Raw genomic sequence first — 24515 nt, forward strand, 5'->3', positions numbered from 1 at the left:
TCACCGCGGACGGACGGGTACGAACGAAGGGCCCCCGTCGAGCGCACCACCGACCGGTACGCACCCGGGAAAACCCCGTCGTGCTCACCACGTGGGCCGCGCCGACACCCCGCCGTCCACCACCAGGTCGTGTCCCGTGATCCAGGACGCGAGCGGCGAGGCCAGGAACACGCAGGCGTCGCCCACGTCCTCCGGGCGCCCCAACCGGCCGGCCGGGGCCGCCCGCTGCCACCGCCGCACCCCCTCCGGCCAGGCCTCCGCCAGTCCCGCGCGGTCGATGAGGCCGGGCGAGACGGTGTTGACGCGGATGCCGTACCGCCCGTACTCCAGGGCCGCGGAACGGGCGTGCATCACCACCGCGGCCTTGGAGGCGGCGTAGTGGGCGTGCTCGGCGGCGGGCATCCGGGCCTCGATCGAGGCGATGTGCGTCACCGTGCCGCCTGCGTCCTGTTCCCGCATGATCTCCACGGCGGCCTGCGTGCAGGCGAACACGCTCGACAGGTTGGTGTCGACCACCGCCCGCCACTGAGCCGCGGTCATCCCCGCCAGCCCCTGCGTGGGCTGCACGCCCGCGTTGTTGACGAGCGCCGTCAGCCGGCCCCCGCCCCACTCGGCCGCCTCGCCGACCAGGCCGCGGCACTCGTCCTCGTCGGTCAGGTCGGCTTGCAGTACGACGGTCCGGGCGCCCAGGTCCCGTACGGCGGCCGCCACTTCGCGCGCCGCCGTCATCCCCGTACGGCAGTGCAGCGCCACCGCCGCGCCCTCCTGGGCGAACCTCAGCGCGATGCCCCGGCCGATGCCGCCGCCCGCACCCGTGACCAGGGCGACCTGTCCCTGGAGAAGACCGCTCATGGGCGGCACAGTGCCACGATCCGCGCGGCCTCGGCCGGATAGCGCGCCGTCAGTTCCGCCGGGTCGCCGTGCTCGTAGTCCTCGTACGTGAAGCCGGGGGCCATCGTGCAGCCGAAGAACGTCCACGCGCCGCCGGCGTCGACCCGCGCCCCCATCCAAGTGCCCGCGGGCACGGTGAACTGGACGTGCTGGCCTGCCCGTAGGTCCGGGCCCAGGACGACCGTGTCCGAGGTGCCGTCGGGGGCGAGGAGCAGGAGGCGGAGCGGGTCGCCGAGGTAGAAGTGCCAGACCTCGTCGCTGGGCAGGCGGTGCAGGGCCGAGAAGTCGTCCGCGGTGAGCAGGGCGACGATCGCGGAGCCCTCCGGGCGGCCGTCGGGTCGCTCGGGGCCCGCCCAGGTACGGCGGAACAGGCCGCCCTCACGTGGCAGGGGCTCAAGTCCATAGTGGGCGACGAGATCTTCCGGGGTCACCCGGGAAACGCTACCTCCCGGCGCAGGAAGGCCAGTTGGGCGTGCTTCTCCGGCAGGTACACGTCCGGGATGTCGATCTCCGGCAGGACGACGACGGGGCCCGCCTCGAAGCCCTGCCGCAGGAAGCGGGCGATCGCCTTCTCGTTGCGCACGTCGGGGTCGACCACGATCCGGCGCCGGTCCAGGCCCAGCAGGACGTACGAGGCGAAGGCGCTCAGGAGGGCCGCCGACCAGCCGGGGCGCGAGCCCGCGTGCCCGGCGGGCGCGAGCAGCACGTGCACGCCGATGTCGCCGGGCCGGACCTCGTAGCACTCGCTGACGCGGTCGGCCTCGGGCTCGTAGGTCTGGAGGAGGCCGACCGGGTCGCCGTCCTTGACGACGAGGTGGGCGTGGTGGGTGTCGAGGGTGTCCATGTGGGCGTAGATCTCAGCCACCTGGTCCTCCGTCAGGCCGTTCATGCCCCAGAAGGCGGCGCGCTCCTCGCTCACCCAGCGGTGGACGACCCCGGCGTCGGCCCGCGCGTCGAGGGGAAGGATGCGGACGGTTCCGAAGCCGTGGGTCACGTGCTCGTGGACGGCCTCGCGGGCGGGGGCGGAGGGGTCGTACGGGTCAGCCATCGGTCTCCTTCTCCAACTGGTCCCAGTCGGTGACGACCGGAGCGAGATCTCCCGCCAGCCACAGCGGGAGCTGGTCACGGTGGTGCGGTGCGCCGGGGACTCCTGAGGCGCCGAACGGCACCACCCAGCGGCTGTCCTCGCGGCGGGCCAGGTCCCACACGTAGCGGGCCGCCGGGCCGCGCGCGGCGAGGTCGGTGAGGCCGGGCACGGCGGAGGTGCACAGCACGCAGTCGTGGTCGCCGGAGAGTGCGGGCCCGGCGTACGACGGGTCGGGCAGTGCCTGCCAGGGGGCGAGGCGGTGGGTGTCGCCCCACGGGCGGTCGGTCGGGTGGGCGGCTGCCGTCTCCTCCAGGGCCGCGCGGACGACGGCCGCGCGGTCGATGCCGTACAGCTTCTCGGCTCGCAGCAGGTGTTCCAGGGCAAAGCCGATGCGTGGGGCGAGGGCGAGCCAGGGGAGGAGGACCTCGGGGTAGGCAGGCGGGACGGTCAGGGCCGCGAAGGCGGGGTGGGCGGCAAGCCGTCGGACCACCGCGCCACGCAGGGCCGCGTAGGCGGACGCGTCCGTGCTGGTGGCGTCCATGTGGCGGTTCCAGCGCAGGAGGCGGTCGCGCAGGGCGGCGGCTTGCGGAGTGAGGTCGTCCAGGGCCGCCAGCCGGTCCAGCAGGGGGGCGGCGGAGGCGAGGTGGGTGTCCATGTGGATGGCCGGCATGTCGGCGGCGGAGAGGGTACGGCGCTCGTCGAGCAGAGCGCGGATGCGGTCGGCGCGGTGGGGCGGGGCGAACTCGACGCCCAGGGGGGCCGCGGGACCGCGCTGGTTGGCCATCACCGCGATGCCGTCGGTCACGCCGGCGCGGGGTGTCTCGTGCCAGCCGGTCCACTCGTGGCCGGGCTCCCAGGCGGGGACCGGACGGGTGCGGTTGGCGTCGGCGCGCACCGGCACCCGGCCCGCGACCCGGTGCAGCAGTCCGCCCTCGGTGTCGGCGGCCTGGACGACGTTGACGGGCTCGGCCCAGACGTCGAGGGCGCGGTCGACGTCGGCGACCCGGCGGGCCCGCAGCAGGGGAAGGAGCGCGCCGAAGCCGAGGTCGGCGGTGACGCGGGGCGGGTAGCGGAGGCTGAGGGCGAGGGGGGTGCCGTCGTCGAGGCCCTCGGGCCCGCCGGCGATGACCGGGCCGCGGTCGGTCTCGATCACCTCGACCTCGACCGTCGCCTCGCCGGCCACGCGGACGAGTTCGGTGTGCCGGGCGGCGCGGTGCCAGACGCCGTCCGGGCCGAGGGCCTCGACGCCGGCGCCGGTGCGGCGCAGCCGCTCGCGGTAGAGGTCCTGGTAGTCGGCCATGGCGTTGGTGATGGCCCAGGCGACCGTGCCGGTGTGGCCGAAGTGGGCGATGCCGGGGACGCCGGGGACGGCGAGGCCGACGACGTCGAACTCGGGGCAGGCCAGGCGGATCTGCTGGTAGACGCCCGGGGCCTCGATGTAGCGGTGCGGGTCGCCGGCGATGACGGCCTGCCCGGTGACCGTGCGCTCGCCGCTCACCAGCCAGCCGTTGCTGCCGGACGTGCCGGGGCCGTCGGTGGCGAACAGGCCGACCGCGTCCGGGCCGAGGTGGCGTACGGCCTCCTCGCGCCACAGCTTGGCGGGGAAGCCCGCGAAGAGGATGTGGGTGGAGAGCCAGACGGCGAGCGGGGTCCAGGGTTCCCAGTGGCCGGGGGCGAGGTCCACCTGGGTGAACTCCGGAGCCTTGGTCGCTGCCAGGCCCTCGTTGACGCCGTCGGTGTAGGCACGGACCCAGTCGGCCGTCTCGGGGTCGTTCTCGTCCAGGGCGGCGTAGCAGCGTCTGGCCGTGTCGTCGAGGCGGGCGCGTCGCGCGAAGCGGTCCCAGGGCAGGGCTTCGGGGCCGAGGAAGGCGGCGGAGGTGCCCTGGGCGCGGTGTCGCTCGACCTCCAGCTGCCAGGCGCGGTCGCGGGCGGTGACCCGGCCCTGGGCGTGGGCCAGTTCGCGGGCGCTGTCGGCGCGCAGATGCGGGATTCCCCACGCGTCTCGGTGGATCTCGGTGGTCACCCCTGTGGCCCCTCTGTCTTTTAGGTTAGCCTTGCCTAAGTAGGCCGTGGTGGAATCGTACGCGAGGCGTGAAGGAGTGCCATGGGGCAGGGTCGCGGATGGGAGGGCGCGGTCCTCAGGCTGCTGCGCGCCAAGGACTTCACCTTCACGGTGACCGGCGTCGAGGACGTCACTCCCCACTACCGGCGACTCCACCTCACCGACGGCGGCATGCTCCCGAACTGCTCCGGACCACCCAGGACCCGTACGTGTGGATCGCCTGCGACACGGTGACGACCCGGGCGCTGTCGTCGTACGTACGCAAGGACCTGGGCGTTCCGAGACAGCGGGTGCACGCACTGGGGTACTGGCGCGCATCCTGACCCCGCAGGCGCGATCATCGACCCATGGACGTCACCCTTCACCTCGCCCAGGACCCCGAGGCCGACGAACTCCTCGGCCGCTCCCCGCTCGCCGCGCTGGTCGGGATGCTGCTGGACCAGCAGGTCCCGATGGAGTGGGCGTTCAAGGGGCCGTCGACGATCGTCCGGCGGACGGGCACCGACGACCTGGACGCGCACGACATCGCGGCGACGGACCCGGAGGCCTTCACCGCGCTGCTGTCCGAGAAGCCGGCCGTCCACCGCTACCCGGGGTCGATGGCGAAGCGGATCCAGCAGCTGTGCCAGTACCTCGTCGAGCACTACGACGGTGACGCCGAGGCCGTCTGGCGGGACGTCGGCAGCGGGCCGGAACTGTTGAAGCGGCTCCAGGAGCTGCCCGGGTTCGGCAAGCAGAAGGCGCAGATCTTCCTCGCGCTGCTCGGCAAGCAGCTCGGGGTGCGGCCCGAGGGATGGCGGGAGGCCGCCGGTGCCTACGGCGAGCCCAAGTCCTTCCGTTCCGTCGCCGACATCACCGGGCCCGAGTCGCTGGCCAAGGTGCGGGCGCACAAGCAGGAGATGAAGGCGGCGGCGAAGGCAGCCGGCAGGTAAGCGTCAGTCGACCGGCCCACCCGGCTGGCGACACTCCGACGTCCGGTCCAAGGATGGACCATGACCGAGCCAACGAGCGGCTCCTCCTGGGGCCCGGAGTACGACGATCGCAAGGTCCACGCGAAGCACGCGCCCGGCCCGGCGGGCGGCCACGAGCCCGAACCGCCGCTCGTGGGGCCGCTGCAGACCCTGTCCGAGGCCGCCTGGCAGGTCGTCCTGGTCACCGGCGTCGCCTCTCTCATCCTGGGCGTCCTGGTCCTGGTCTGGCCGGGCGCCTCCCTGCACGCCGCCGGCATCCTCTTCGGCGTCTACCTGGTGGTCAGCGGCGTGCTCCAGCTGAGCTCCGCCTTCGGCACCCACAAGACGACCTCGCTGCGCGTGCTGGCCTTCATCAGCGGCGCACTGTCGATCCTGCTGGGCCTGTTCTGCTTCCGCGGCCCCATGCAGTCGATCCTGCTGCTCGGACTGTGGATCGGCATCGGCTGGCTGATCCGCGGGGTCACCCAGACGCTGGCCGCCGTCCACGACCGGAGCATGCCCGCGCGCGGCTGGCAGATCTTCCTCGGGATCGTCACCTTCATCGCCGGGATCGTGCTGATCGACTCGCCGATCGAGTCGGTCGCCGTCCTCACCCTGGTCGGCGGGATCTGGCTGATCGCGGTCGGCATCGTCGAGATCGTCACCGCGATCCGGATCCACGGGCGGGCCCGGCAGACCCCGCGCACCGTATGAACCCCGCCCACGCCGACCCGGCAGACCCCACACCCCGCATGACCTCCACCTACGCCGAGCGGGCGATTCTCGCGTACCGCGCGATGAACGCCGTCCGCCGCCCGGGGAGATGAGCCTCGTGAGCAGCACCGCACCGCACCTCCCCCCGTACGGCCGTGGCTGGCTGCGGGTGCTCGTCCTGCTGCTCGCGCTGCTGGTGCCGGTCACCCACGCCGAGGTCCATGCCGCACCCGCCGTCGCCGCCTCCGGCGAGACGGTCGAGTACGACGCCCTCGACACCGCCCTGCGCCCACCGGCCCGCGCCGCCCACCGGCCCATGGTGCCCACGCGTCCGGCGCCCCTTCAGGACCCGGCGCCCGAAGCGGCTGAGAGCCAGGCCGGCCGCGCTCCGGTCGAAACCTCGTGCGCCCCGCACGCCGCCCTGCGCACGGTGGTCCTGCGCTGCTGACGAGAACCGATCCTCCCGGTCCCCTCGGTTCAGTACGACGCAAGGAACACGACAGCCATGCCCAAAGACCCGTACGCGGTCCTGCACGCGCTGCTGCGCGCGGAGGCCGCACGCAACGCGCCGAAGCCCGACGTGAGAGAAACGAAGGCAGCGAAGGAAGTGAAGCCGCGGCCGTCATCCGTGATGCAGCGGGAACACGGCTGATCTTGCGGGCCGGGCGCCTGCGCGCGTCCGGCCCGTCCCGTCTCTCACCGCCGGCGGCGGGTCGTACCGAAGAGCGAGCGGGTGATCTCGCGGCCGATCTGGGTGCCGACGGAACGGGCCAGGGACTTGAACATGCCGCTGCCGACGACCTGTTCGACGACGGACGGTTCCTCCTTGGCCCTGGGGGCCCTGCGGACCGGCTGCTCGGGGGCCTGCTCCTGCCGCGCCGCGAGCTTCTCGTACGCCGACTCCCGGTCCACAGCCTGTGCATAACGGCCGTGGAGCGGCGAGGACCGCACCGCCTGGTCCAGGGCCGTGGCGTCGACCGGGCCCATCAGGGACTCGGGGGCGCGCAGGCGGGTCGCGGCGACCGGGGTCGGGGCGCCCTTCTCGCTCAGGACCGTGACGACGGCCTCGCCGGTGCCGAGGCCGGTGAGGAGCTCCTCCAGGTCGTAGGCGGAGTCCGGGAAGGTCTTCACCGTGGCCCTGAGGGCCTTCTGGTCCTCGGGGGTGAAGGCGCGCAGGGCGTGCTGGATCCGGTTGCCGAGCTGGGCGAGGACGTCGCCGGGGACGTCCTTCGGGGTCTGCGTGACGAAGAAGACACCGACCCCTTTCGAGCGAATCAACCGGACGGTCTGCGTGATCGAGTCCAGGAACGCCTTGGACGCGTCGTCGAACAGCAGGTGCGCCTCGTCGAAGAAGAAGACCAGCTTCGGCTTGTCGGCGTCGCCGACCTCGGGCAGGTCGTGGAAGAGGTCGGCCAGCAGCCACATCAGGAAGGTGGAGAAGAGCTGCGGCTTGTCCTGGACGGCGGGGAGTTCGAGGACGGAGACGATGCCCCGGCCGTCGGACGCCGTGCGCAGGAACTCACTCGTGTCGAACTCCGGTTCGCCGAAGAAGTCCGCCATGCCCTGGGCCTCGAAGGAGGTGAGGGAGCGCAGGATGACGCCGGCCGTGGCGGTGGACAGACCGCCGATGTTCTTCAGCTCGGCCCTGCCCTCGTCGGAGGTGAGGAAGGCGACGACCGCCCTGAGGTCCTTGAGGTCGACGAGCTCCAGGCCCTTGGTGTCGGCGTAGTGGAAGATCAGGCCGAGGGACTGCTCCTGGGTCCGGTTGAGCTGGAGCACCTTCGACAGCAGCACCGGCCCGAAGCTGGTGATCGTGGCCCGGACCGGGATGCCGTACCCGAGTCCGCCGAGAGCGAGGAACTCGGCCGGGAAGCCGGCCGGCGTCCACCGCTGGTGCGCCTCGGCGGCGCGGGACCGCACCTTGTCGTCGGACCGGCCCGGCTGCGAGATCCCGGACAGGTCGCCCTTGATGTCGGCGAGGAAGACGGGCACGCCCTGCGCCGACAGCTGCTCGGCGATCAGCTGGAGCGTCTTGGTCTTCCCGGTGCCGGTGGCGCCGGCGACCAGACCGTGGCGGTTGAGCACGGCAAGCGGGATGCGGACCTGGGCGTCGGGCAGGCAGTTCCCGTCCCAGATCAGGGCGCCCAGGTCGAGCGCGGGCCCGGCGAAGGCGTAGCCGGAGGCGATCTTCAGGGCCTCCGGCGGGAGGGCGGGGGCGCTCCCGCCGGTCTCGGGGGCGGCGGCCTGCGGCACGGTCTCGCTGTCACTCATCTCCGGCCCCTGTTCCCCTTTGCCCCGCTTTACGGCGTCTTTTCCAGCGTTGCACTCCGCCGCCATGGCTGCGCCCGGAAGGTCTGGGCCGGTAGGCTTTCCGTGTGATCTTCAAGCGCATCGGAAACGGCCGGCCGTACCCCGACCACGGCCGGGAAAGCACCCGGCAGTGGGCGGACGTCGCGCCGCGCCCGGTCCGCCTCGATCAGCTGGTGACCACCAAGCAGCAGCTCGACCTCGAGACCCTCCTCGCCGAGGACTCGACCTTCTACGGCGACCTCTTCGCACACGTCGTGAAGTGGCAGGGCGACCTGTACCTGGAGGACGGGCTGCACCGCGCGGTGCGGGCGGCACTCCAGCAGCGCCAGGTGCTGCACGCGCGCGTGCTCGAACTGGAATGACCTCCCCAGGCCACGGTTGACCCTTTCGGGTCCTCATTGACCGTCTCGGATGATCATCTATTAGTCAGGGCCGCTCAGGCGCACTACGCTGCGTTCATGAGCATGCTGACTCCTCCTGGCATGGGCGGCCAGTACCGGATCACGGGGGACAAGTACCCGCGAATGCGCCCTCCCCGGCGGCGCGGCAGGCTCGTCGTCGTGGCCGTCGCCTCCGTGGCCGTGCTCGGCGTGGTCGGCTGGGGCACGCTGCAGCTCATCGACGTCTTCACGGGCGGCGGCAAAGAGGCGGCGGCGGCCGGTACCAAGGCGAGTTGCTCGACGAAGGTGAGCCCCTCGGCGGGAGCGACCGCGCACGCGGTGCCCAAGCCGGCACAGATCACCGTCAACGTCTTCAACGCCACGCCCCGCAGCGGGCTCGCCAAGCAGACCGCGGACGAGCTCAAGAAGCGCGGCTTCCGCATCGGCGAGGTGGGCAACGCGTCGAAGGAGTACGACAAGAAGGTCGCCGGCACCGGGATACTGCTCGGCCCCGCGTCCTCCCTGAACACCTCGCTGCCGGTGCTCGCCACCCAGCTCGGCACCGCCGAGCGCCGTACCGACGCCGCCCGCAAGGGCGACGCCGTCGACCTCGTCATCGGCACCGGCTTCAAGGCGCTGACGGCCAAGGCGGACGCCGACAAGGCGCTGGCCGGCCTGACCGCGCCGGAGCCGTCGTCCACCACGTCGAAGAGCAGCTGCTGAAGGTCGTGGTACGGCCGGGAGCGGCTGCTCCGCCGGGAGCAGGTGCTCAAGGGCGTGACACCGCCTTGAGTAGCTGCTCAAGCGCGTGACACCGCCGGGAGCAGGTGCTCAGGGAATACGGCCTGGAGCAGCCACTGACGGCCGTACGGCCTGTTCAGCGAGTCCGCAGAGCTATTCAGCGGCTCCGTAGAGCCGGTCCCCCGCGTCGCCCAGGCCCGGCACGATGTAGCCGTGCTCGTTGAGGTGGTCGTCGACGGCCGCCGTGACCACCGTGACCGGGGTGCCCGCGAGCTCGCGCTCCATGACCTCGACGCCCTCGGGGGCGGCCAGGAGCACCACCGCTGTGACGTCGTCGGCGCCGCGCTTGATCAGCTCCTGGATCGCCGCGACCAGTGTGCCGCCGGTGGCGAGCATCGGGTCGAGGACGTAGACCTGGCGGCCCGAGAGGTCCTCCGGCATGCGCGAGGCGTATGTGGAGGCCTGCAGCGTCTCCTCGTTGCGGACCATGCCCAGGAAGCCCACCTCGGCGGTCGGCAGCAGCCGGACCATGCCGTCGAGCATGCCGAGCCCGGCCCGCAGGATCGGCACCACCAGCGGGCGCGGGCGGGCGAGCTTGACGCCCGTCGTCGAGGCGACCGGCGTCGCGATGTCGACCTGTTCGGTGCGCACGTCACGCGTGGCCTCGTAGGCGAGGAGGGTGACCAGCTCGTCGGCGAGACGGCGGAAGGTCGCGGAGTCCGTGCGCTGGTCGCGCAGCGTGGTGAGCTTGTGGGCGACCAGGGGGTGGTCGACGACGTGGAGACGCATGACCACAACACTAACCGCGTCGAACCGGCCCGGCGCCCCACACACAGTGAGCCTCCGCCCCGGGCTTGGGCCGTTCGCTGGCGTCGAACCGCCCGTCGGGGGGAAAGTGGTGAGGACGGACCGGGGTGATGTGTCTATGCCTGAGCTGCCTGGCCGCGACTCGCCGAACGCGGGCGAAGCGCGGGAGACGGACGCCGAGCGCCGTCGGCGACGCGCCCGGTTTTTGCGCGAACTGGCCGAGGCCCGGGAGCTGCGCGACCGCGTCCAGCCGCGCCGCGCCAGGACGGCCCGACTGCGGCACGCGATGCGCATGCGGACCTTCCGCTGGTAGGACTCGCCCGGCCCACGGAGCCGATCGAGTGGAGGCGATCAAGGGGTGGTCGTGCGTGGGCGGCGCGCAAAGCCGCGTACGATCCGCAGGTGGCGGCAACGAGTGCGCTGGTGAGTCCCGTTCGGACGCGCTTGCCCCCGTGCGATCAAAACTGCCAGACACAGGGAGCCGAAGACGTCCCCTGAACGCCTTGTTTCTGCCACGATTCCGAGTGGGTGGGGCTCGGAGCACAGCTCTCCCCGCCCACAACCTCCGCCGGGGGGACCCCCAACCGGCACGCCTATGACCAGTGGGAGAGTCACGGTGTACTTCGCCGCACTGCTCGCGCGCACCGAAGACGGGTGGGAAGCGAGCGACACAGAGCTGGACGATGTGGAGACCCTGTCGGATCTGGCCGACCTGGCCCGGGAAGCCTCTCCCGATGACGACACGGTGCTCGTGCTCATCGAGCAGGAGGACGGGTGGTTCGGGGTCGTCCGGGTGGACGGCGAGGACGATCCTCGTATCTACATCTCCGACGCCGCCGCCGCTGCCCGCAGCAGCTACGGGGAGATCCTGCTCACGGACGAGTTGCTCGGCCGTGACCCGGGTGACCCCGACGACGAGCTGGACTCGCTCGACCTCGACGGCACCGAGGACGGCGACGACGAGGACGAGGACGAGGACGACGAGACCGCCGGGGACGGCGGCTCCGCCGAGGCGGTGCCGCACGGCCCGGTCGGCGACCCCGGGATCCTCGACGACCTCGGCATCAGCGAGAAGGAGCTGAAGTCGTTGTCCGACGACGCGCTCACCGAGATCGCCGAGGCCCTGGGCGCCGCGGACGTCCTGGAGACCGTCCGCTGACCGCACCAGACGCGGCACGGGCACCGGACCCGGTACGCGACCGCTGGCGGGCCGCGATGCGGCTCGCCCTGGACGAGGCCGGCCGGGCAGTCCAGGGCGGGGACGTCCCCGTCGGCGCCGTCGTACTGGCTCCGGACGGTACGACCGTGCTCGCGGCCGGGCACAACGAGCGTGAGGCCGGCGGGGACCCGACCGCGCACGCGGAGGTCCTCGCGATCCGGCGGGCGGCGGCCGCGCTCGGCGAGTGGCGGCTGACCGGCTGCACGCTCGTCGTCACGCTCGAACCGTGCACGATGTGCGCGGGCGCGCTCGTGCAGTCCCGCGTGGACCGGGTCGTCTACGGCGCCCGCGACGACAAGGCGGGCGCGGCCGGCTCCCTCTGGGACGTCATACGGGACCGGCGGCTCAACCACCGCCCAGAGGTCGTCGAGGGCGTCCTGGCCGAGGACTGCGCGCGACTCCTCACGGAGTTCTTCCGGGACCGCTGAACCCGGGCCCCGAGGACGTCGGGAAACGGATTTCAGAGCACGGCCCACCTTGGGGTAGGGTCTCCCTCGGTAGCGTGTCCGAGCGGCCGAAGGAGCTCGCCTCGAAAGCGAGTGTGGCGCAAGTCACCGAGGGTTCAAATCCCTCCGCTACCGCTGAAGAAGGGCCCCGTCGCGAGACGGGGCCCTTCCTGCGCTCCGGGCAAGAAATGCCCGAAGATCGTTGGTCCTTAAATAGGACGTGAAGTTAAACTCGCCGCCGGTAACCGGGGGCCCACGGGGCACGGGCAGTCACAGGGGAGGCCGCCATGGCGGTGAACGCGAAGAAGATCGCCGTCTATGCGCTCGTGGTCTTCGCGCTGTATGTGATCATCACAGACCCGGCCAAGGCGGCGGACTACGTCCAGATAGGCTTCGAGGGCATATCGGACGCCGCCCAGGCCATCGGCGACTTCATGACCTGGCTCATCGACGGAGCCAAGAACTAGGGAGTGCTCGTGATCCGCCACCTGGTCCTCTTCAAGCTCGACGAGGGCGTCGAGCGCGACGACCCGCGCGTCGTGGAGGGCGTCGCGGCCTTCCGGGCGCTCGGCGGCCAGATCGAGGAGCTGCGCTTCTGGGAGCTCGGCTGGAACGTCACCGACCGGCCCATCGCCTACGACTTCGCGATCAACTCGGCGGTCGAGGACGCGGACGCCCTGAAGCGCTACCTCGAGCACCCGGCGCACCAGGCGGGCGTGGCGCTGTGGCGGGAGTTCGCCTCGTGGGTGGTCGCGGACTACGAATTCTGAGCCGTAGGCCGTACGCCGACACCGACAGCCCCGCGGAGCCTCGCAACTGAACGAACAGTGCGAGGCTCTTTTGCGTCATATACACCAACTCGCCCTCAACACGGCGTTATGCGGTGCTTGCACACGGTGCACATGTCTTGTGATGCTATGACCGCTTTTGACGGATGGTTGAGCGATGAAGAGGTGGCGTTGACCGTGTCGGCCAGTACTGCGCCACCCCAGGAGGAGGCCCCTGCCCAGGAGGAGGCCCCCGCCTTGGCTCCGACTCCGGAGAAGCGTCGCGGCGCCGACACCCGGGCTCTCACCCAGGTGCTCTTCTCCCAGCTCCAGGACCTCCAGCCGGGCACGCCGGAGCACAACCGGGTGCGCGGGGCGCTCATCGAGGCCAACCTCCCGCTCGTGCGCTACGCGGCCGCTCGCTTCCGCAGCCGCAACGAGCCGATGGAGGACGTCGTCCAGGTCGGCACCATCGGACTCATCAACGCCATCGACCGCTTCGACCCGGAGCGGGGCGTGCAGTTCCCGACGTTCGCGATGCCGACGGTCGTCGGCGAGATCAAGCGGTACTTCCGCGACAACGTCCGCACGGTCCACGTACCGCGTCGGCTGCACGAACTGTGGGTACAGGTCAACAGCGCGACCGAGGACCTGACGACCTCCTTCGGGCGCACCCCGACCACCGCCGAGATCGCCGAGCGGCTGCGCATCGGCGAGGACGAGGTGCTGTCCTGCATCGAGGCCGGACGGTCGTACCACGCGACCTCGCTGGAGGCCGCGCAGGAGGGCGACGGACTGCCCGGACTGCTCGACCGGCTCGGCTACGAGGACCCGGCACTGGACGGCGTCGAACACCGCGACCTGGTCCGCCATCTACTGGTCCAGCTGCCGGAACGCGAACAGCGCATTCTGCTTCTGCGCTACTACAGCAATCTCACCCAGTCGCAGATCAGTGCGGAACTCGGCGTCTCCCAGATGCACGTCTCGCGGCTACTCGCGCGTAGCTTCCAGCGACTGCGGTCCGCGAACCGTATCGAGGCATAACCGCACACCGGATCGAGTCGTCACCGCCGAGAGCGAATCGCTCACCAGGGCACTTCCCGACAGTTGTGTGGTGAAAAACCGTCAGACCCCTTCTTTCCAGGGCCGATTCGCTACTGTCATGTCGACATGTCACTACAGCGTGTTGCCGACATGTGACATTCTGCGGGAAGAGCGTTTGCCGCGGCTCCGGCTCCGGTATTCAGGGTGCAGGCTGATGTTCCTCTCCGGGAGCGTCCGCCGCGACCGTCCCGCGACCCAAAGGGGGTGGCATGTCCGCAGACCAGGGCAGCTCGAAGGTGCTCACGCTCACGAAGAGTGCTGAGGCGCCCGTAGAGCCCGTCGTGCCCGACGCGCTCGACGACGTTACGGCCCTCGAGGCAACGCCGGCCCCGGCCCTTCCGGCCTCGGGAGCCATCGACACCCGCACCCTCTCCCGCTCCCTGTTCCTGCGGCTCGCCGCCCTCGACGACGAGAGCCCCGAGCGCGCATACGTCCGGGACACCCTGATCGAGCTCAACCTCCCGCTGGTGCGCTACGCGGCGGCACGCTTCCGCTCGCGCAACGAGCCGATGGAGGACATCGTCCAGGTCGGCACCATCGGCCTGATCAAGGCGATCGACCGCTTCGACTGCGAACGGGGCGTCGAGTTCCCGACGTTCGCGATGCCGACCGTCGTGGGCGAGATCAAGCGGTTCTTCCGCGACACGTCATGGTCGGTGCGCGTGCCGCGCCGCCTCCAGGAGCTGCGCCTGGCACTCACCAAGGCCAGCGACGAGCTCTCCCAGAAGCTGGACCGCTCCCCCACCGTGCCCGAACTCGCCGCCGTCCTGGGCGTGTCGGAGGAGGACGTCGTCGACGGCCTCGCGGTGGGCAACGCGTACACGGCGTCGTCCCTGGACTCGCCGGCCCCCGAGGACGACGGCGGCGAGGGCTCCCTGGCCGACCGCCTCGGCTACGAGGACACCGCCCTGGAGGGCGTGGAGTACCGCGAGTCCCTGAAGCCGCTCCTGGCCAAACTCCCGCCCCGCGAGCGGCGCATCATCATGCTGCGCTTCTTCGCCAACATGACCCAGTCGCAGATCGGCGAGGAGGTCGGCATCTCCCAGATGCACGTCTCCCGACTGCTCACCCGGACGCTGGCACAGCTGCGGGACGGTCTCATCTCCGACTGACCCCAGGAGGTCGCGAGACTTCCCATTTGACGGAGCGTCAGCCACCATGGCGCGATGCTTCGAGCGACATGGGCGACATGGACACATGGCCGCCGGGGCGCCGCACTGGGCGCGTCGGCGGCCGTCGTCTGTCTGGGCGGGGTACTGGGCGCCCTCGGGAGCGACGGAGGCGGTGGCGGCTACGTCGCGGTCGGAGCGGCCGGCGGGCCGCCCCAGGCGTCGGGTACGGCGGTCGGGCCGACGGGCGGCGTGACGCTCGTGCCGCTCGACGGGACCGGCGGCGGAACAGGGGGCACGCGCAACTCGCCTGACACGGGCGGCGGTTCGGAGGCCGGCTCGGACCCCACCTCCGGGCCGCGCCCTACGACCGGAAGCCCCGTGCCGGCTTCCGACGGCACCAAGTCCGTTCGCCCGAGCGCGAGTCCGCCGTCATCCACGCCGGCGTCCCCTCGTACGACGCCTCGTACGACGCCCCGTACGCCCGCCGCCCTGAGCGCGGGCGAGCCCGTGCGTGAGGCGGCGGACGAGCGGTGGTGCGAGAAGGTGACCCTCGTTTTCCGCAACACCGGGGGGACCGCGGTGCGTTCGGGCACGGTGACCTTCGGGACGCACGTCATCGGCGCGCTCGGCATCGACTGGGCGACGGTCGAGTCGGCCGTGGAGCTTCCGGCGCCGATCGCGGCCGGTGCGCGGGAAGAGAAGACCTGGACGGTGTGCGTCGACCCGTGGCATGTGCCGCTGGGGATGCACGTGGAGACGCGGGACGTGTCCGTCCAGTGGAAGTAGTAGGGGAAGTAGCGGTTCGTCCTACTTGAGCGCGAGCCAGGCCACCGCGGCGACGATCACCACGGCGACGACGACGCCCACGATCAGGCCGATGCGGGGGCCGCCGCCCGTCGAGGCCGCCGCCTGCTGCTGTCGGCCCTGGGGGGCCTCGTCGACGAACGCGCGGAACATCTGGGTGCTGCCGGCGGGGTCGTAGTTGCCCTGGGGGTCCTGGGTGTTAGCCATGAGCCAGGACCCTAGCGAAGTCGGGGGGTCAGGCCCAAGTGGGGGCTCCACTCCCGGGGCCCACCCGCACCACAGGCACCCACCTGCGGGTTTACGTTCGCAATACTTGCCTTTGCCAAGTTTTTGGACCCGCACCCCCTCTTTTATTTGCCTGTAGCAACCAAGCTCTCCTATGGTTGCCCTAAGCAACGAATACCCGGAGGTGTGATGGCCGAGCAGGCGCAGTTCGAGGAGCTGGCGCATCAGCTCAGCGCTGTCGGGGCCGTGAAACGGGACCTCGGGCGGATCCTGCCGCACGACTGCCCGGCCGGTTCCGCCGCCGTGCTGATGCTGCTCGGCCGTCACGGGGACATGCGCATGAGCAAGCTCGCGGAGTTGCTCTCCGTGGACATGTCGGTCACCAGCCGCCATGTCGCGCACGTCGCGGAGCGGGGCTGGATCAAACGGTCCCCCGACCCGGCGGACAAGCGCTCGCGCATCCTGCACCTCACGGACGCGGGCCGCGACCAGATCGACGAGTTGCACCAGCGGAGCAGCCAGCTGCTCGCCGAACGGCTGAGCGACTGGACCGACGACGAGGTCGGGCAGCTCACCCGGCTCATGACACGACTCAGGGCCAGCTTCGGGGACTGCCGTTCCGCACCCCGGCTGCCACCTGCTGAACTCGAAACGACCACCCGTACACCCGCAAACACTTAAGAAAAGGAAGTCCATGGCAACGACCACACCAGCCGGTGTGCGGGCTCACGCCAAGAACGGGGGAGGCTCCTCCGACGCGCCGATGACGCACCGGCAGATCATGGAGGCGCTCTCCGGGCTGCTGCTCGGCATGTTCGTCGCGATCCTGTCGTCGACGATCGTCTCCAACGCCCTGCCCCGCATCATCGGCGACCTGGGCGGCGGCCAGTCCGCCTACACCTGGGTCGTCACGGCCGCGCTGCTCTCCATGACCGCGACCACGCCCCTGTGGGGCAAGCTCGCCGACCTGTACAGCAAGAAGGCGCTCGTCCAGATAGCCCTGGTCATTTATGTGCTGGGCTCCGTGGTCGCCGGTATGTCCCAGAACCCCGGCATGCTGATCGCCTGCCGCGTCGTCCAGGGCATCGGCACCGGCGGTCTGTCCGCTCTTGCCCAGATCGTCATGGCCGCGATGATCTCTCCGCGTGAGCGGGGCAAGTACTCCGGCTACATCGGCGCGACGTTCGCTGTTGCGACCGTCGGCGGCCCGCTGCTCGGCGGTGTCATCACCGACACCTCGTGGCTGGGTTGGCGCTGGTGCTTCTACGTCGGTGTGCCGTTCGCGATCATCGCGCTGATCGTGCTGCAGAAGACCCTGAAGCTGCCCGTCGTGAAGCGGGAGGTGAAGGTCGACTGGGGTGGCGCGTTCTTCATCGCCGCAGCGGTCTCGCTGCTGCTGGTCTGGGTCACCTTCGCCGGTGACAAGTACGACTGGATCTCGTGGCAGACGTACGCGATGGTCGGCGGCGCGATCGTGCTCGGGCTGATCTTCGTGCTCATCGAGTCCAAGGCGAGCGAGCCGATCATCCCGCTGCGCCTGTTCCGCAACCGCACCATCACCCTGTCGTCGCTCGCCTCGCTCTTCGTGGGTGTCGCGATGTTCAGCGGCACGACCTTCTTCAGCCAGTACTTCCAGCTGGCCCGCGACAAGTCCCCGACGATGTCCGGCGTCCTGACGATCCCGATGATCGGCGGTCTGTTCGTCTCCTCCACCCTGTCCGGCCAGTTCATCACCCGGACCGGCAAGTGGAAGGCGTGGCTCGTCAGCGGTGGTGTGCTGGTGACGGCCGGTCTGGGTCTGCTGGGCACCATCCGGTACGACACGGACTACTGGAAGATGGCCATCTTCATGGCCCTGCTGGGTCTCGGCATCGGCATGATGATGCAGAACCTGGTCCTGGCCACGCAGAACCAGGTGGCGCCCTCCGACATCGGTTCGGCGAGCTCCACGGTCACCTTCTTCCGGTCCCTCGGCGGTGCGATCGGCGTCTCCGCGCTCGGCGCGGTCATGGCCACCCGCATCACCGACTACGTCAAGGACGGCCTGGCCGACCTCGGCCCCAAGTACGCCGGCGCCGCGTCCGGCTCCACCGGCAGCATCCCGGACATGGACGCGCTGCCCGCGCCGCTGCGCACGGTCATGGAGAGCGCGTACGGCCACGGCATCGCGGACGTCTTCCTGATCGCGGCCGGCGTGGCGCTGCTCGCCTTCCTCATCACGCTGTTCATCAAGGAGGTCCCCCTGAAGACCAAGGGTTCCCTCGCGCAGGCCGCCGGCGACGAGTCCCCGGCGCAGGCTCCGGCCGCCGCCGTGGCTCCGGCCGGATCCCCGGCCGAGGAGAACGTCCCGAGCTGGGCCGCCGCCTCCGCCACCACGGAGACCGGTCCCGAGGGCACTCAGCGCCTGGCCGCGGTCGCCACGGTGGCCGTCGGTGAGTCGGCGGGCGGCGGTACGCCGGTGCGCGGCTTCGTCCGCGGCGCCGAGAGCGCGCCCGTTCCGCGGGCCGCGGTCACGCTGATCTCCCTGGCCGGACGTCAGCTGGGCCGGTCGGTCGCACAGGCCGACGGCTCCTACGGGGTGGACGCGCCCGGCGCGGGCTCGTACGTCCTGATCGCCTCCGCCGACGGCTACCAGCCGCAGGCCTCCACGATCGTCGTGAACGACGAGCCGGTGGCGTACGACATCCTGCTCAGCGGCACCAGCGGCCTGACCGGTGTCGTCCGCGGCGCCGAGACCTCGCTGCCGGTCAAGGACGCGATGGTGATCGTCACCGATGTGCGCGGGGACCTGCTGGCCACCGCCGCCACCGGTGAGCAGGGCGAGTTCTCCTTCGCCGAGCTGGTGCCCGGCACGGTGACCCTCGCGGTCAACGCCGTCGGCTACCGGCCGCGCGCCCTGCCCGTCGAGGTGGGCGGCACCGGGGTCACCCGGATCGAGGTCGACCTCGACTCGGGCTCCCAGCTCCAGGGCGTCGTGCGCGCTCCGCACGGTCCGCTGGCCGACGCCCGCGTGACGCTGGTGGACGCGGCGGGCAACGTGGTCGGCACGGCCACCACCGGGATGGACGGGGCGTACGCCTTCACCGACCTGAACGGCGGCGAGTACACCGTCATCGCGACGGGCTACCCGCCGGTGGCCACCGCGCTGACGGTCGCCGGACCCGGCGTCGACGGCCACGACATCGAACTCGCCCACCCCGGCGAGTAGTTCGACCCCGGCCCGTGGCGGGCGGCGCGCTCCGAGCGGAGGCGCGTCCCTGCCGCGGGCCGGCTTCATTGCGACCAATTTCTGATGTTTTGCAGGGAGAAAACGGGATGGGACTGACCGCGAGGATCCGTACCAGGGACGGATGGGCCGTGTCTCACGCGGTCGTCACGGTGACCGACATGACGGGCACGCAGGTGCTGCGGATCGAGGCGGACGCCGAGGGCGCGGTGCGGGACGTGAACCCGCTGGCGCCGGGGGCGTACACGGTGATCGTCACGGCCGTCGGGTACGCGCCCGCCGCCGCGAGCGCCATCGTCACCGCGAGCGGGCGGGCCGAGGTCGGGACGGTGACGCTGGCCCGGCAGGGCGGCACCGAGCTGCCTCCGCCGGGGCCGTGGACCATCGACCCGGCGCACTCCACGGTGGGCGCGGTCGCCCAGCACCTGGGCATCTCCAGCGTGCGCGGCCGGTTCACGGAGTTCGCGGGCACGGTCGAGATCGCCCCGGACGACATCGCCAAGTCCCGGGTCGAGGCGGTCATCCGCGCCTCGTCCATCGACACCGGCAACGGCATGCGCGACACGCATCTGCGCTCCGCGGACTTCCTGGACGTCGAGACCTTCCCCGAGATCACCTTCCGCTCGACCGGCCTGGCGGCGGCGGGCTCCGACCGCTGGACGGTCCACGGGGAGCTGGGCCTGCACGGGGTCGTACGGCCCGTCGACCTGGACCTCGCCTACCTCGGCACCGGCGCCGACCCGTGGGGCGGCACCCGCGCCGCCTTCCGGGCGACCACGGAGCTGCACCGCGAGGACTTCGCCATGAACTACAACCAGATCGTCCAGGCGGGCATCGCGGCCATCGGTACGACCCTCAAGGTCGAGCTGGACATCCAGGCGGTCCAGGGCGAGTCGCTGCCGCAGGCATAGCCACGGCCGGGATTCGCCGGCCGTGGCTCGACACCCCCGCCCTACATGAGTCCGACCGTGCGGGGCGGGGCGAACAGGTGCCGGGCCCGGTGTTCGTCGGCCACCATCACGGTGCCGAGCCGGAACTCCGACGACTCCTCCGTCTGTGCCAGGCGGCCCCGGTGGCCGGCGCAGGTGCGGCAGTCGGGGTCCCAGCCGGGGAGCATCTCCGGGTGGGCGTCGGCCAGGTGGCGGCTGAGGCTGATCTGCGTCCCCACGATGCTGTCCATGAAGTCCCGGTCCACGCCGGGATCGTCGGCGACCAGCCCCGCGATCTCGGCCTGCAGGTACTTCATCGCCTCGTACTTGCGGACACACTCCCGGCAGTCCCACATCCACGCGGGCAGCAGCGGCCACCGGTCGTCGGGGCCGAGGTCGTCGGGGCTGTTGTTCGTCACCAGAAGCATCTTCCCCGGCCGCGGGCGGGTCATGAGGGGCGCCGGCGAAACGCGCCCCTCATGTGGGGTTGTTCGCGTCCACGACCCGGCGGGCGAGATCGCGCAGCTTGATGTTCTCCCGCTGCGAGGCCCGTACCAGGCTGTCGAAGGCCTCCGCCGCGTCGATGTTCAGGCGCTCCATGAGGATGCCGGTGGCCTGGCCGATGAGGTCCCGGGTGCGCATGGCCTCGGTGAGCTGCTCGCGCACCGTCGCCGAGTCGAGGGCCAGACTGACGTGCGCGGTGAACAGCCGCCCGATGCGGGTGGCCGCCTCGTCGAAGGCCCGCGGCTTGCGGGCGTACGCCGTGAGGACGGTCAGGCGGCGGCGGTCGGCCCGCAGCCGCAGCGCGAGCGCCGAGCGCAGCCCGAGGTCCGCGAGGTCGCCGTCGCCGTCCTCGCTCTCGCTGTCGTCCAGGTGTACGACGGGCGCGTGCCAGAGCTGGTCCCAGTAGGGACGCGCGGCGCGGGCCCCGTTCGGGGACTCGGCGGCGCGGACGACCTCGTCGGACCAGGCGACCGTACGGCGATGGTCGGAGCGGTCGAGCACGGAGATCCCGGCGTGCTCGGCACCGGGCAGGAGGTGCACGGCCAGCCGCACCGCGGTGCGCAGGGTGTTGTGCGGGGTGATCGTGTCGTGCAGCTGCCGGGCCGCCACCGTAAGTGCCTCGGCCAGCTCGAAACCGACCGGAAAGCGGGGCAAATCAGAAAACTCGGACGCAGTCACCACGAACCTCTTCGGCATGCACGACCGCCACGGCCATGCGCAGGAGAGCTCCGCAGCACATTCCCGACTGCGAGCAAAGGACGGAGAGCACTTTATCTGCTCCGTTGCGCGGAGGTGACGCCTGGCTGACGGCCCGTCCGAACAGCTTTCGCATGCGCCGTGGGCGTGGTCGAATGGACCACAGGTCAGGAAGTGGCCACCGAAACCCGGACGAGTACGCCCTCTGCCAGGTGAGTGCCGTGACCTTCCTCCCGACGTCCTGCCGGGTGCACGACCTTCCCGGCTGCACCCTGTTCACCCTGCCCCCGGAGATCGACTTCTCCAACGCCGGCCCCCTGTTCGACGCCGTCGCCGCCGCCGTGCACGTCCGCCGCGGCCGGCTGCCGATGCTGGTCCTGGACCTCACCGAAACCCACTTCATCGACTCCCAGGGCGCCCGCCTCGTCGACGACGTACGCCGCCTGCTGGGCCCGCGCACCCCGCTCCGGGTCGCCGCGTCGCCCCGCGGACTGCCGCGCCGTGTCCTGGAACTGACGGGCGTACGACGCGACGTCCCCGTGTACGACGACCTGACCGAGGCCCTGTCGGCCTAGGCTGGCGCCATGGCACCGAACATCGCGACGAACACGCCCGTGGCACTGGAAGAGTTGCTGGACTTTGTACGTCCCCGCCACCGCGCCATCCTGCTGACCCGGCGGGCCGACGGCAGCCCCCAGGGATCGCCGCTGACCTGCGGCGTCGACGACTCGGGCCGGATCGTGGTCTCCACGTACCCGGAACGGGCCAAGACCCGCAACGCCAAGCGGGACCCCCGGGTCAGCGTCATCGTGCTCAGCGACGACTGGAACGGACCCTGGGTCCAGATCGACGGCACGGCCGAGGTCATCGACACGCCCGACTCCGTGGAGCCGCTGGTGGAGTACTACCGGAACATCGCCGGTGAGCACCCGGACTGGGACGAGTACCGGGCGGCCATGCTCAAGCAGGGCAAGTCGATCATCCGGGTCACCCCGGAGCGGTGGGGGCCGGTGGCGACGGGCGGGTTCCCGGCGCGGCTCGTGTCCGAGGAGTAGAGGAGCCGGAGACGCCCGAGACGCCGGAGACGCCGGAGACGCCGGAGACGCCGGAGACGCCGGAGACAGGAGCGTCAGCCGCGCTCCACCATCGCCTCGATCCCCGCCACCAGCAGGTCCAGGGCGAAGGTGAAGTCGCGGTCCAGCATCTCCGCGACCGTGTCGCCGCCGCGGGCCGCCATGATGTCCTTGGACTCCTGGATGACCTCGGCGGTGTCCGGTGACTCGGTCACCGCGCTCATGGCCTGCTGGAAGTAGTCGTCCGGGGTCACACCGGCATCGGCGACACGGGCAAAGAAGTGGCCCTCGATCGTGCCGTAGCCGTACACGAACTGGAAGACGGCGGAGATGGCGCCCGTGACGCCGTGCGCGGGCAGCCCCGTACGGCGGATGACACGCTGCACGAGGCGGGAGAAGGCCAGCGCGTTGGGGCCGATGTTGAGATACCGGCCGGCGAGCGGCGACAGCCAGGGGTGGCGTACCAGCAGTGCGCGGTACTCCGTGGCCAGCGCCCGCAACTGGTCGCGCCAGTCCACCGCGTCCGCGGCGTCCCCCGCGTCCGCGGCCTCCGGACCGGGCAGGCGCAGCTCGCCGAAGGCCGCGTCCAGGGCGAGTTCGAGGAGGTCGTCCTTGGTGTCCACGTACCAGTAGACGGACATCGCGGTCACGTTCAGCTCGGTGGCGAGCCGGCGCATGGAGAACCTGTCGAGCCCCTCGGCGTCCAGGAGACGGACCGTGACCGTGGTGATCCGGTCCCGGTCGAGACCCGACGGCTGCCCGCCACCGCGCCCGCCCCGGCGCGCCTTGTCCTCCAGCCACACGCTGCTCCGCGCGGCCCGCTCGGCTGCCTTCACCGCCTTCACCATGGCGCACCTTCCTCGACACTCCTGCGGCCCCCGGTCACGATGCTAGGTGCAGCCACCACCGGCCGAGCTCCCAGGTCGACAGGGCAATACACCTAGGCCACCACCACCTCGGAGTCTGCCCGCTCCGCCCTGCGCAGCAACGCCGCCGCCAGGAACCCGCCGAGCAGCACGGCCACCGCCCCCACCAACTGACTGGTCTCCAGTCCGGACGAGAACGCGTCGGTGATACGGCCCCTCTCCCGCTCCCCGTCGGCGGACGCCAGCGCCGCCGGCAGCGAACTCGCCGCCACCGGAATCAGCGCGGCGAACCGCGCGTTGAGCACCGCGCCCAGTACGGCGACTCCCAGCCCGTTGCCGAACTCCGCGAGCGTGCCGTTGATTCCGGCGCCCACACCGGCCTTGTCCGGCGGGATCGCGCTCATGATGGCGTGCGCCATGGCCGGGTTCGCGACCGCGCAGCCCGCGCCGATGAGCAGGAGGCCCAGCAGCGTGCCCGTGTACCCGTGCTCCGCCAGCGTGGCGATCGACACCAGGCCCCCGGACATCAGCACCATGCCCAGCGCGATCGACACCGGCGTACCGAGCTTCACCGTCCACTTCGCCGACAGGCCCGAGAAGTTCAGGACGACGACGGACAGGGCGAGCGGCGCCGTCCGCAGGCCCGCCTCCAGAGGGCCGTAACCGAGCACGAACTGGAGGTGCTGGGTGAGCAGGAACAGTGCGCCGCCCATGCCGAAGGTGATCAGGACCGCGCCGGCGACGGCGCCCGTGAAGCGGCGGTCGCGGAAGAAGTGCAGGTCGAGCATCGGGTACGGGATACGGCTCTCCCAGTAGGCGAACAGGGCGAGGACGACCACCGCGACGGCCGCGCCGGCCAGCACCCGGGCCGACGTCCAGCCGTGTACCGGGCCGGAGATGATCGCGAATACCAGCGTGGCCATGCCGATCGTCGACAGCAGGGCGCCGAGCAGGTCCGGACGGTCGCCCCGGGGGTTCTTCGACTCGGGGACGAGCGCCACGACCGCGGCCAGGCCCAGCGCCGCGACCGGCAGGTTGATCAGGAAGATCGCGCCCCACCAGAAGTGGTTCAGCATGAAGCCGCCGATGAGCGGACCGATCGCGAAGCCGAGGGCGTTGACCGCGGCCCAGATGCCGATCGCCTTGGCGTGCTCCTCGGGCGCGAAGATCTGCATCACCACGGCCAGAGTGGTGGTCAGCAGGAGCGCGCCGCCCACGCCCATGCCGGCCCGCGCGGCGATCAACTGGCCGGTGGAGTCGGCGAGGCCGGCCACCAGCGAGCCGGCACCGAACAGGGCGAGCCCGGCGACCAGCAGCTTCTTGCGGCCGTAGCGGTCGGCCGCACTGCCCGCGGTGAGCAGCAGACCGGACTGCACCAGCGAGTACGCGTTGATCATCCACTGGATGTCGGAGGTGGCCGCGCCCAGCTCACGGGTGAGTGAGGGGATCGCGACGTTCAGCACGGTGTTGTCGAGCAGCACGGTGAGCTGCGCCAGACAGATGACGCCGAGGATCAGCCAGCGCTGGGGGTGGCCTTGGGGAATGGGGGTGGGGGTGGGAGTGGGATCAGAAGCGGGAACGGGCATGCTCTACACCGTAGAG

The 24515-nt window shown here is 71.2% G+C and carries 30 protein-coding genes, 1 tRNA gene and 1 pseudogene; 21 read left to right on the top strand and 11 right to left on the bottom strand.

Going from position 1 to position 24515, the window contains the following annotated elements:
* Positions 1 to 84: 84 nt before the first annotated feature.
* From ACFY16_RS10710 to ACFY16_RS10725, 4 genes are read right to left on the bottom strand one after another with little or no spacing between them, the layout of a single operon-like run.
* Complete coding sequence (locus ACFY16_RS10710) at positions 85 to 852, bottom strand: SDR family NAD(P)-dependent oxidoreductase (RefSeq protein WP_390646749.1); 768 nt, start codon at positions 850 to 852, stop codon at positions 85 to 87.
* Positions 849 to 1322 carry a cupin domain-containing protein gene (locus ACFY16_RS10715; protein ID WP_390646750.1) on the bottom strand — a complete coding sequence of 158 codons (474 nt, stop codon included), beginning with the start codon at positions 1320 to 1322 and terminating at the stop codon, positions 849 to 851. The genes ACFY16_RS10710 and ACFY16_RS10715 overlap by 4 nt, the downstream gene beginning before the upstream one ends.
* Positions 1319 to 1939: a GNAT family N-acetyltransferase gene (locus ACFY16_RS10720; RefSeq protein WP_390646751.1), complete on the bottom strand. Its 621-nt coding sequence runs from the start codon at positions 1937 to 1939 to the stop codon at positions 1319 to 1321. The genes ACFY16_RS10715 and ACFY16_RS10720 overlap by 4 nt, the downstream gene beginning before the upstream one ends.
* The gene (locus tag ACFY16_RS10725) at positions 1932 to 4001 is read right to left on the bottom strand and encodes a penicillin acylase family protein (protein WP_390646752.1); all 2070 of its coding nucleotides are present in this window, start codon (positions 3999 to 4001) and stop codon (positions 1932 to 1934) included. The genes ACFY16_RS10720 and ACFY16_RS10725 overlap by 8 nt, the downstream gene beginning before the upstream one ends.
* An 81-nt stretch (positions 4002 to 4082) precedes the next feature.
* On the opposite strand from ACFY16_RS10725, the pseudogene ACFY16_RS10730 reads away from it, so the two are divergent.
* The 5 genes and pseudogenes from ACFY16_RS10730 to ACFY16_RS10750 all read left to right on the top strand — a co-directional run bounded on the left by ACFY16_RS10730 (position 4083) and on the right by ACFY16_RS10750 (position 6356).
* Positions 4083 to 4363, top strand: a pseudogene (locus tag ACFY16_RS10730) (SIP domain-containing protein).
* Between the two features lie 24 nt (positions 4364 to 4387).
* Complete coding sequence (locus tag ACFY16_RS10735; protein ID WP_390646753.1) at positions 4388 to 4972, top strand: HhH-GPD-type base excision DNA repair protein; 585 nt, start codon at positions 4388 to 4390, stop codon at positions 4970 to 4972.
* Positions 4973 to 5032: 60 nt separating this feature from the next.
* Positions 5033 to 5704, top strand: coding sequence for an HdeD family acid-resistance protein (locus tag ACFY16_RS10740; RefSeq protein WP_390646754.1), 672 nt, complete (start codon positions 5033 to 5035; stop codon positions 5702 to 5704).
* Between the two features lie 118 nt (positions 5705 to 5822).
* Positions 5823 to 6152: a hypothetical protein gene (locus tag ACFY16_RS10745; RefSeq protein WP_390646755.1), complete on the top strand. Its 330-nt coding sequence runs from the start codon at positions 5823 to 5825 to the stop codon at positions 6150 to 6152.
* Between the two features lie 57 nt (positions 6153 to 6209).
* Complete coding sequence (locus ACFY16_RS10750; RefSeq protein ID WP_390646756.1) at positions 6210 to 6356, top strand: hypothetical protein; 147 nt, start codon at positions 6210 to 6212, stop codon at positions 6354 to 6356.
* Positions 6357 to 6400: 44 nt separating this feature from the next.
* On the opposite strand, the gene ACFY16_RS10755 is transcribed toward ACFY16_RS10750, so the two are convergent.
* Positions 6401 to 7975: a helicase HerA-like domain-containing protein gene (locus ACFY16_RS10755; protein ID WP_390646757.1), complete on the bottom strand. Its 1575-nt coding sequence runs from the start codon at positions 7973 to 7975 to the stop codon at positions 6401 to 6403.
* 104 nt (positions 7976 to 8079) lie between these two features.
* Here ACFY16_RS10755 and ACFY16_RS10760 point away from each other — a divergent pair, with 104 nt between their 5' ends.
* Positions 8080 to 8376: a type II toxin-antitoxin system VapB family antitoxin gene (locus ACFY16_RS10760; protein WP_010352268.1), complete on the top strand. Its 297-nt coding sequence runs from the start codon at positions 8080 to 8082 to the stop codon at positions 8374 to 8376.
* A 120-nt stretch (positions 8377 to 8496) separates the two neighbouring features.
* Positions 8497 to 9117: a LytR C-terminal domain-containing protein gene (locus ACFY16_RS10765; protein ID WP_390647232.1), complete on the top strand. Its 621-nt coding sequence runs from the start codon at positions 8497 to 8499 to the stop codon at positions 9115 to 9117.
* A gap of 171 nt (positions 9118 to 9288) precedes the next feature.
* On the opposite strand, the gene upp is transcribed toward ACFY16_RS10765, so the two are convergent.
* Entirely contained in the window at positions 9289 to 9924 is a 636-nt protein-coding gene (upp, locus tag ACFY16_RS10770; protein ID WP_390646758.1) for a uracil phosphoribosyltransferase, read from the bottom strand.
* A gap of 136 nt (positions 9925 to 10060) precedes the next feature.
* Here upp and ACFY16_RS10775 point away from each other — a divergent pair, with 136 nt between their 5' ends.
* The 9 genes from ACFY16_RS10775 (at position 10061) to ACFY16_RS10815 (ending at position 15376) form a co-directional block, all read left to right on the top strand.
* Positions 10061 to 10255, top strand: a complete 195-nt coding sequence (locus ACFY16_RS10775; protein WP_390646759.1) for a hypothetical protein — start codon at positions 10061 to 10063, stop codon at positions 10253 to 10255.
* Between the two features lie 303 nt (positions 10256 to 10558).
* Complete coding sequence (locus ACFY16_RS10780; RefSeq protein WP_390647233.1) at positions 10559 to 11101, top strand: hypothetical protein; 543 nt, start codon at positions 10559 to 10561, stop codon at positions 11099 to 11101.
* A 56-nt stretch (positions 11102 to 11157) separates the two neighbouring features.
* Complete coding sequence (gene tadA / locus ACFY16_RS10785) at positions 11158 to 11589, top strand: tRNA adenosine(34) deaminase TadA (protein WP_390646760.1); 432 nt, start codon at positions 11158 to 11160, stop codon at positions 11587 to 11589.
* A 68-nt stretch (positions 11590 to 11657) separates the two neighbouring features.
* Positions 11658 to 11742: transfer RNA gene (locus ACFY16_RS10790), tRNA-Ser, on the top strand.
* Between the two features lie 152 nt (positions 11743 to 11894).
* A complete protein-coding gene (locus tag ACFY16_RS10795) occupies positions 11895 to 12074 on the top strand; it encodes a hypothetical protein (protein WP_390646761.1) in 180 nt (59 codons plus the stop codon).
* A 9-nt stretch (positions 12075 to 12083) separates the two neighbouring features.
* Positions 12084 to 12377 (top strand): Dabb family protein, encoded by a 294-nt coding sequence (locus ACFY16_RS10800; protein WP_390646762.1) that lies wholly within the window; start codon positions 12084 to 12086, stop codon positions 12375 to 12377.
* 147 nt (positions 12378 to 12524) lie between these two features.
* On the top strand, positions 12525 to 13418 hold the full coding sequence (locus ACFY16_RS10805) for an RNA polymerase sigma factor SigF (protein WP_390646763.1): 894 nt from the start codon (positions 12525 to 12527) through the stop codon (positions 13416 to 13418).
* 269 nt (positions 13419 to 13687) lie between these two features.
* On the top strand, positions 13688 to 14590 hold the full coding sequence (locus ACFY16_RS10810; protein ID WP_390646764.1) for an RNA polymerase sigma factor SigF: 903 nt from the start codon (positions 13688 to 13690) through the stop codon (positions 14588 to 14590).
* A gap of 54 nt (positions 14591 to 14644) precedes the next feature.
* Entirely contained in the window at positions 14645 to 15376 is a 732-nt protein-coding gene (locus ACFY16_RS10815; protein WP_390646765.1) for a hypothetical protein, read from the top strand.
* Between the two features lie 21 nt (positions 15377 to 15397).
* Here the strand turns inward: ACFY16_RS10815 and ACFY16_RS10820 are convergent, their stop codons facing one another.
* Positions 15398 to 15601 carry a hypothetical protein gene (locus ACFY16_RS10820; protein ID WP_390646766.1) on the bottom strand — a complete coding sequence of 68 codons (204 nt, stop codon included), beginning with the start codon at positions 15599 to 15601 and terminating at the stop codon, positions 15398 to 15400.
* A gap of 207 nt (positions 15602 to 15808) precedes the next feature.
* On the opposite strand from ACFY16_RS10820, the gene ACFY16_RS10825 reads away from it, so the two are divergent.
* The 3 genes from ACFY16_RS10825 to ACFY16_RS10835 all read left to right on the top strand — a co-directional run bounded on the left by ACFY16_RS10825 (position 15809) and on the right by ACFY16_RS10835 (position 19756).
* Positions 15809 to 16300: a MarR family winged helix-turn-helix transcriptional regulator gene (locus tag ACFY16_RS10825; RefSeq protein WP_390646767.1), complete on the top strand. Its 492-nt coding sequence runs from the start codon at positions 15809 to 15811 to the stop codon at positions 16298 to 16300.
* A 13-nt stretch (positions 16301 to 16313) separates the two neighbouring features.
* Positions 16314 to 18827 (top strand): MFS transporter, encoded by a 2514-nt coding sequence (locus ACFY16_RS10830; RefSeq protein ID WP_390646768.1) that lies wholly within the window; start codon positions 16314 to 16316, stop codon positions 18825 to 18827.
* Positions 18828 to 18934: 107 nt separating this feature from the next.
* A complete protein-coding gene (locus tag ACFY16_RS10835; protein WP_390646769.1) occupies positions 18935 to 19756 on the top strand; it encodes a YceI family protein in 822 nt (273 codons plus the stop codon).
* Positions 19757 to 19797: 41 nt separating this feature from the next.
* Here the strand turns inward: ACFY16_RS10835 and ACFY16_RS10840 are convergent, their stop codons facing one another.
* Both ACFY16_RS10840 and ACFY16_RS10845 read right to left on the bottom strand, forming a co-directional pair.
* The gene (locus tag ACFY16_RS10840) at positions 19798 to 20193 is read right to left on the bottom strand and encodes a hypothetical protein (protein WP_390646770.1); all 396 of its coding nucleotides are present in this window, start codon (positions 20191 to 20193) and stop codon (positions 19798 to 19800) included.
* Between the two features lie 58 nt (positions 20194 to 20251).
* Positions 20252 to 20974: an ANTAR domain-containing protein gene (locus ACFY16_RS10845; RefSeq protein ID WP_390646771.1), complete on the bottom strand. Its 723-nt coding sequence runs from the start codon at positions 20972 to 20974 to the stop codon at positions 20252 to 20254.
* A gap of 221 nt (positions 20975 to 21195) precedes the next feature.
* Here ACFY16_RS10845 and ACFY16_RS10850 point away from each other — a divergent pair, with 221 nt between their 5' ends.
* Both ACFY16_RS10850 and ACFY16_RS10855 read left to right on the top strand, forming a co-directional pair.
* A complete protein-coding gene (locus tag ACFY16_RS10850; RefSeq protein ID WP_390646772.1) occupies positions 21196 to 21549 on the top strand; it encodes an STAS domain-containing protein in 354 nt (117 codons plus the stop codon).
* 9 nt (positions 21550 to 21558) lie between these two features.
* A complete protein-coding gene (locus ACFY16_RS10855) occupies positions 21559 to 22029 on the top strand; it encodes a PPOX class F420-dependent oxidoreductase (RefSeq protein ID WP_390646773.1) in 471 nt (156 codons plus the stop codon).
* Positions 22030 to 22103: 74 nt separating this feature from the next.
* On the opposite strand, the gene ACFY16_RS10860 is transcribed toward ACFY16_RS10855, so the two are convergent.
* Both ACFY16_RS10860 and ACFY16_RS10865 read right to left on the bottom strand, forming a co-directional pair.
* Positions 22104 to 22895 (bottom strand): TetR/AcrR family transcriptional regulator, encoded by a 792-nt coding sequence (locus tag ACFY16_RS10860; RefSeq protein WP_390646774.1) that lies wholly within the window; start codon positions 22893 to 22895, stop codon positions 22104 to 22106.
* A gap of 92 nt (positions 22896 to 22987) precedes the next feature.
* Complete coding sequence (locus tag ACFY16_RS10865; protein WP_390646775.1) at positions 22988 to 24499, bottom strand: MFS transporter; 1512 nt, start codon at positions 24497 to 24499, stop codon at positions 22988 to 22990.
* Positions 24500 to 24515 lie beyond the last annotated feature (16 nt).

Origin of the sequence: Streptomyces sp. NPDC001315 (assembly GCF_042896175.1) — a bacterium.
Taxonomy (GTDB): domain Bacteria; phylum Actinomycetota; class Actinomycetes; order Streptomycetales; family Streptomycetaceae; genus Streptomyces.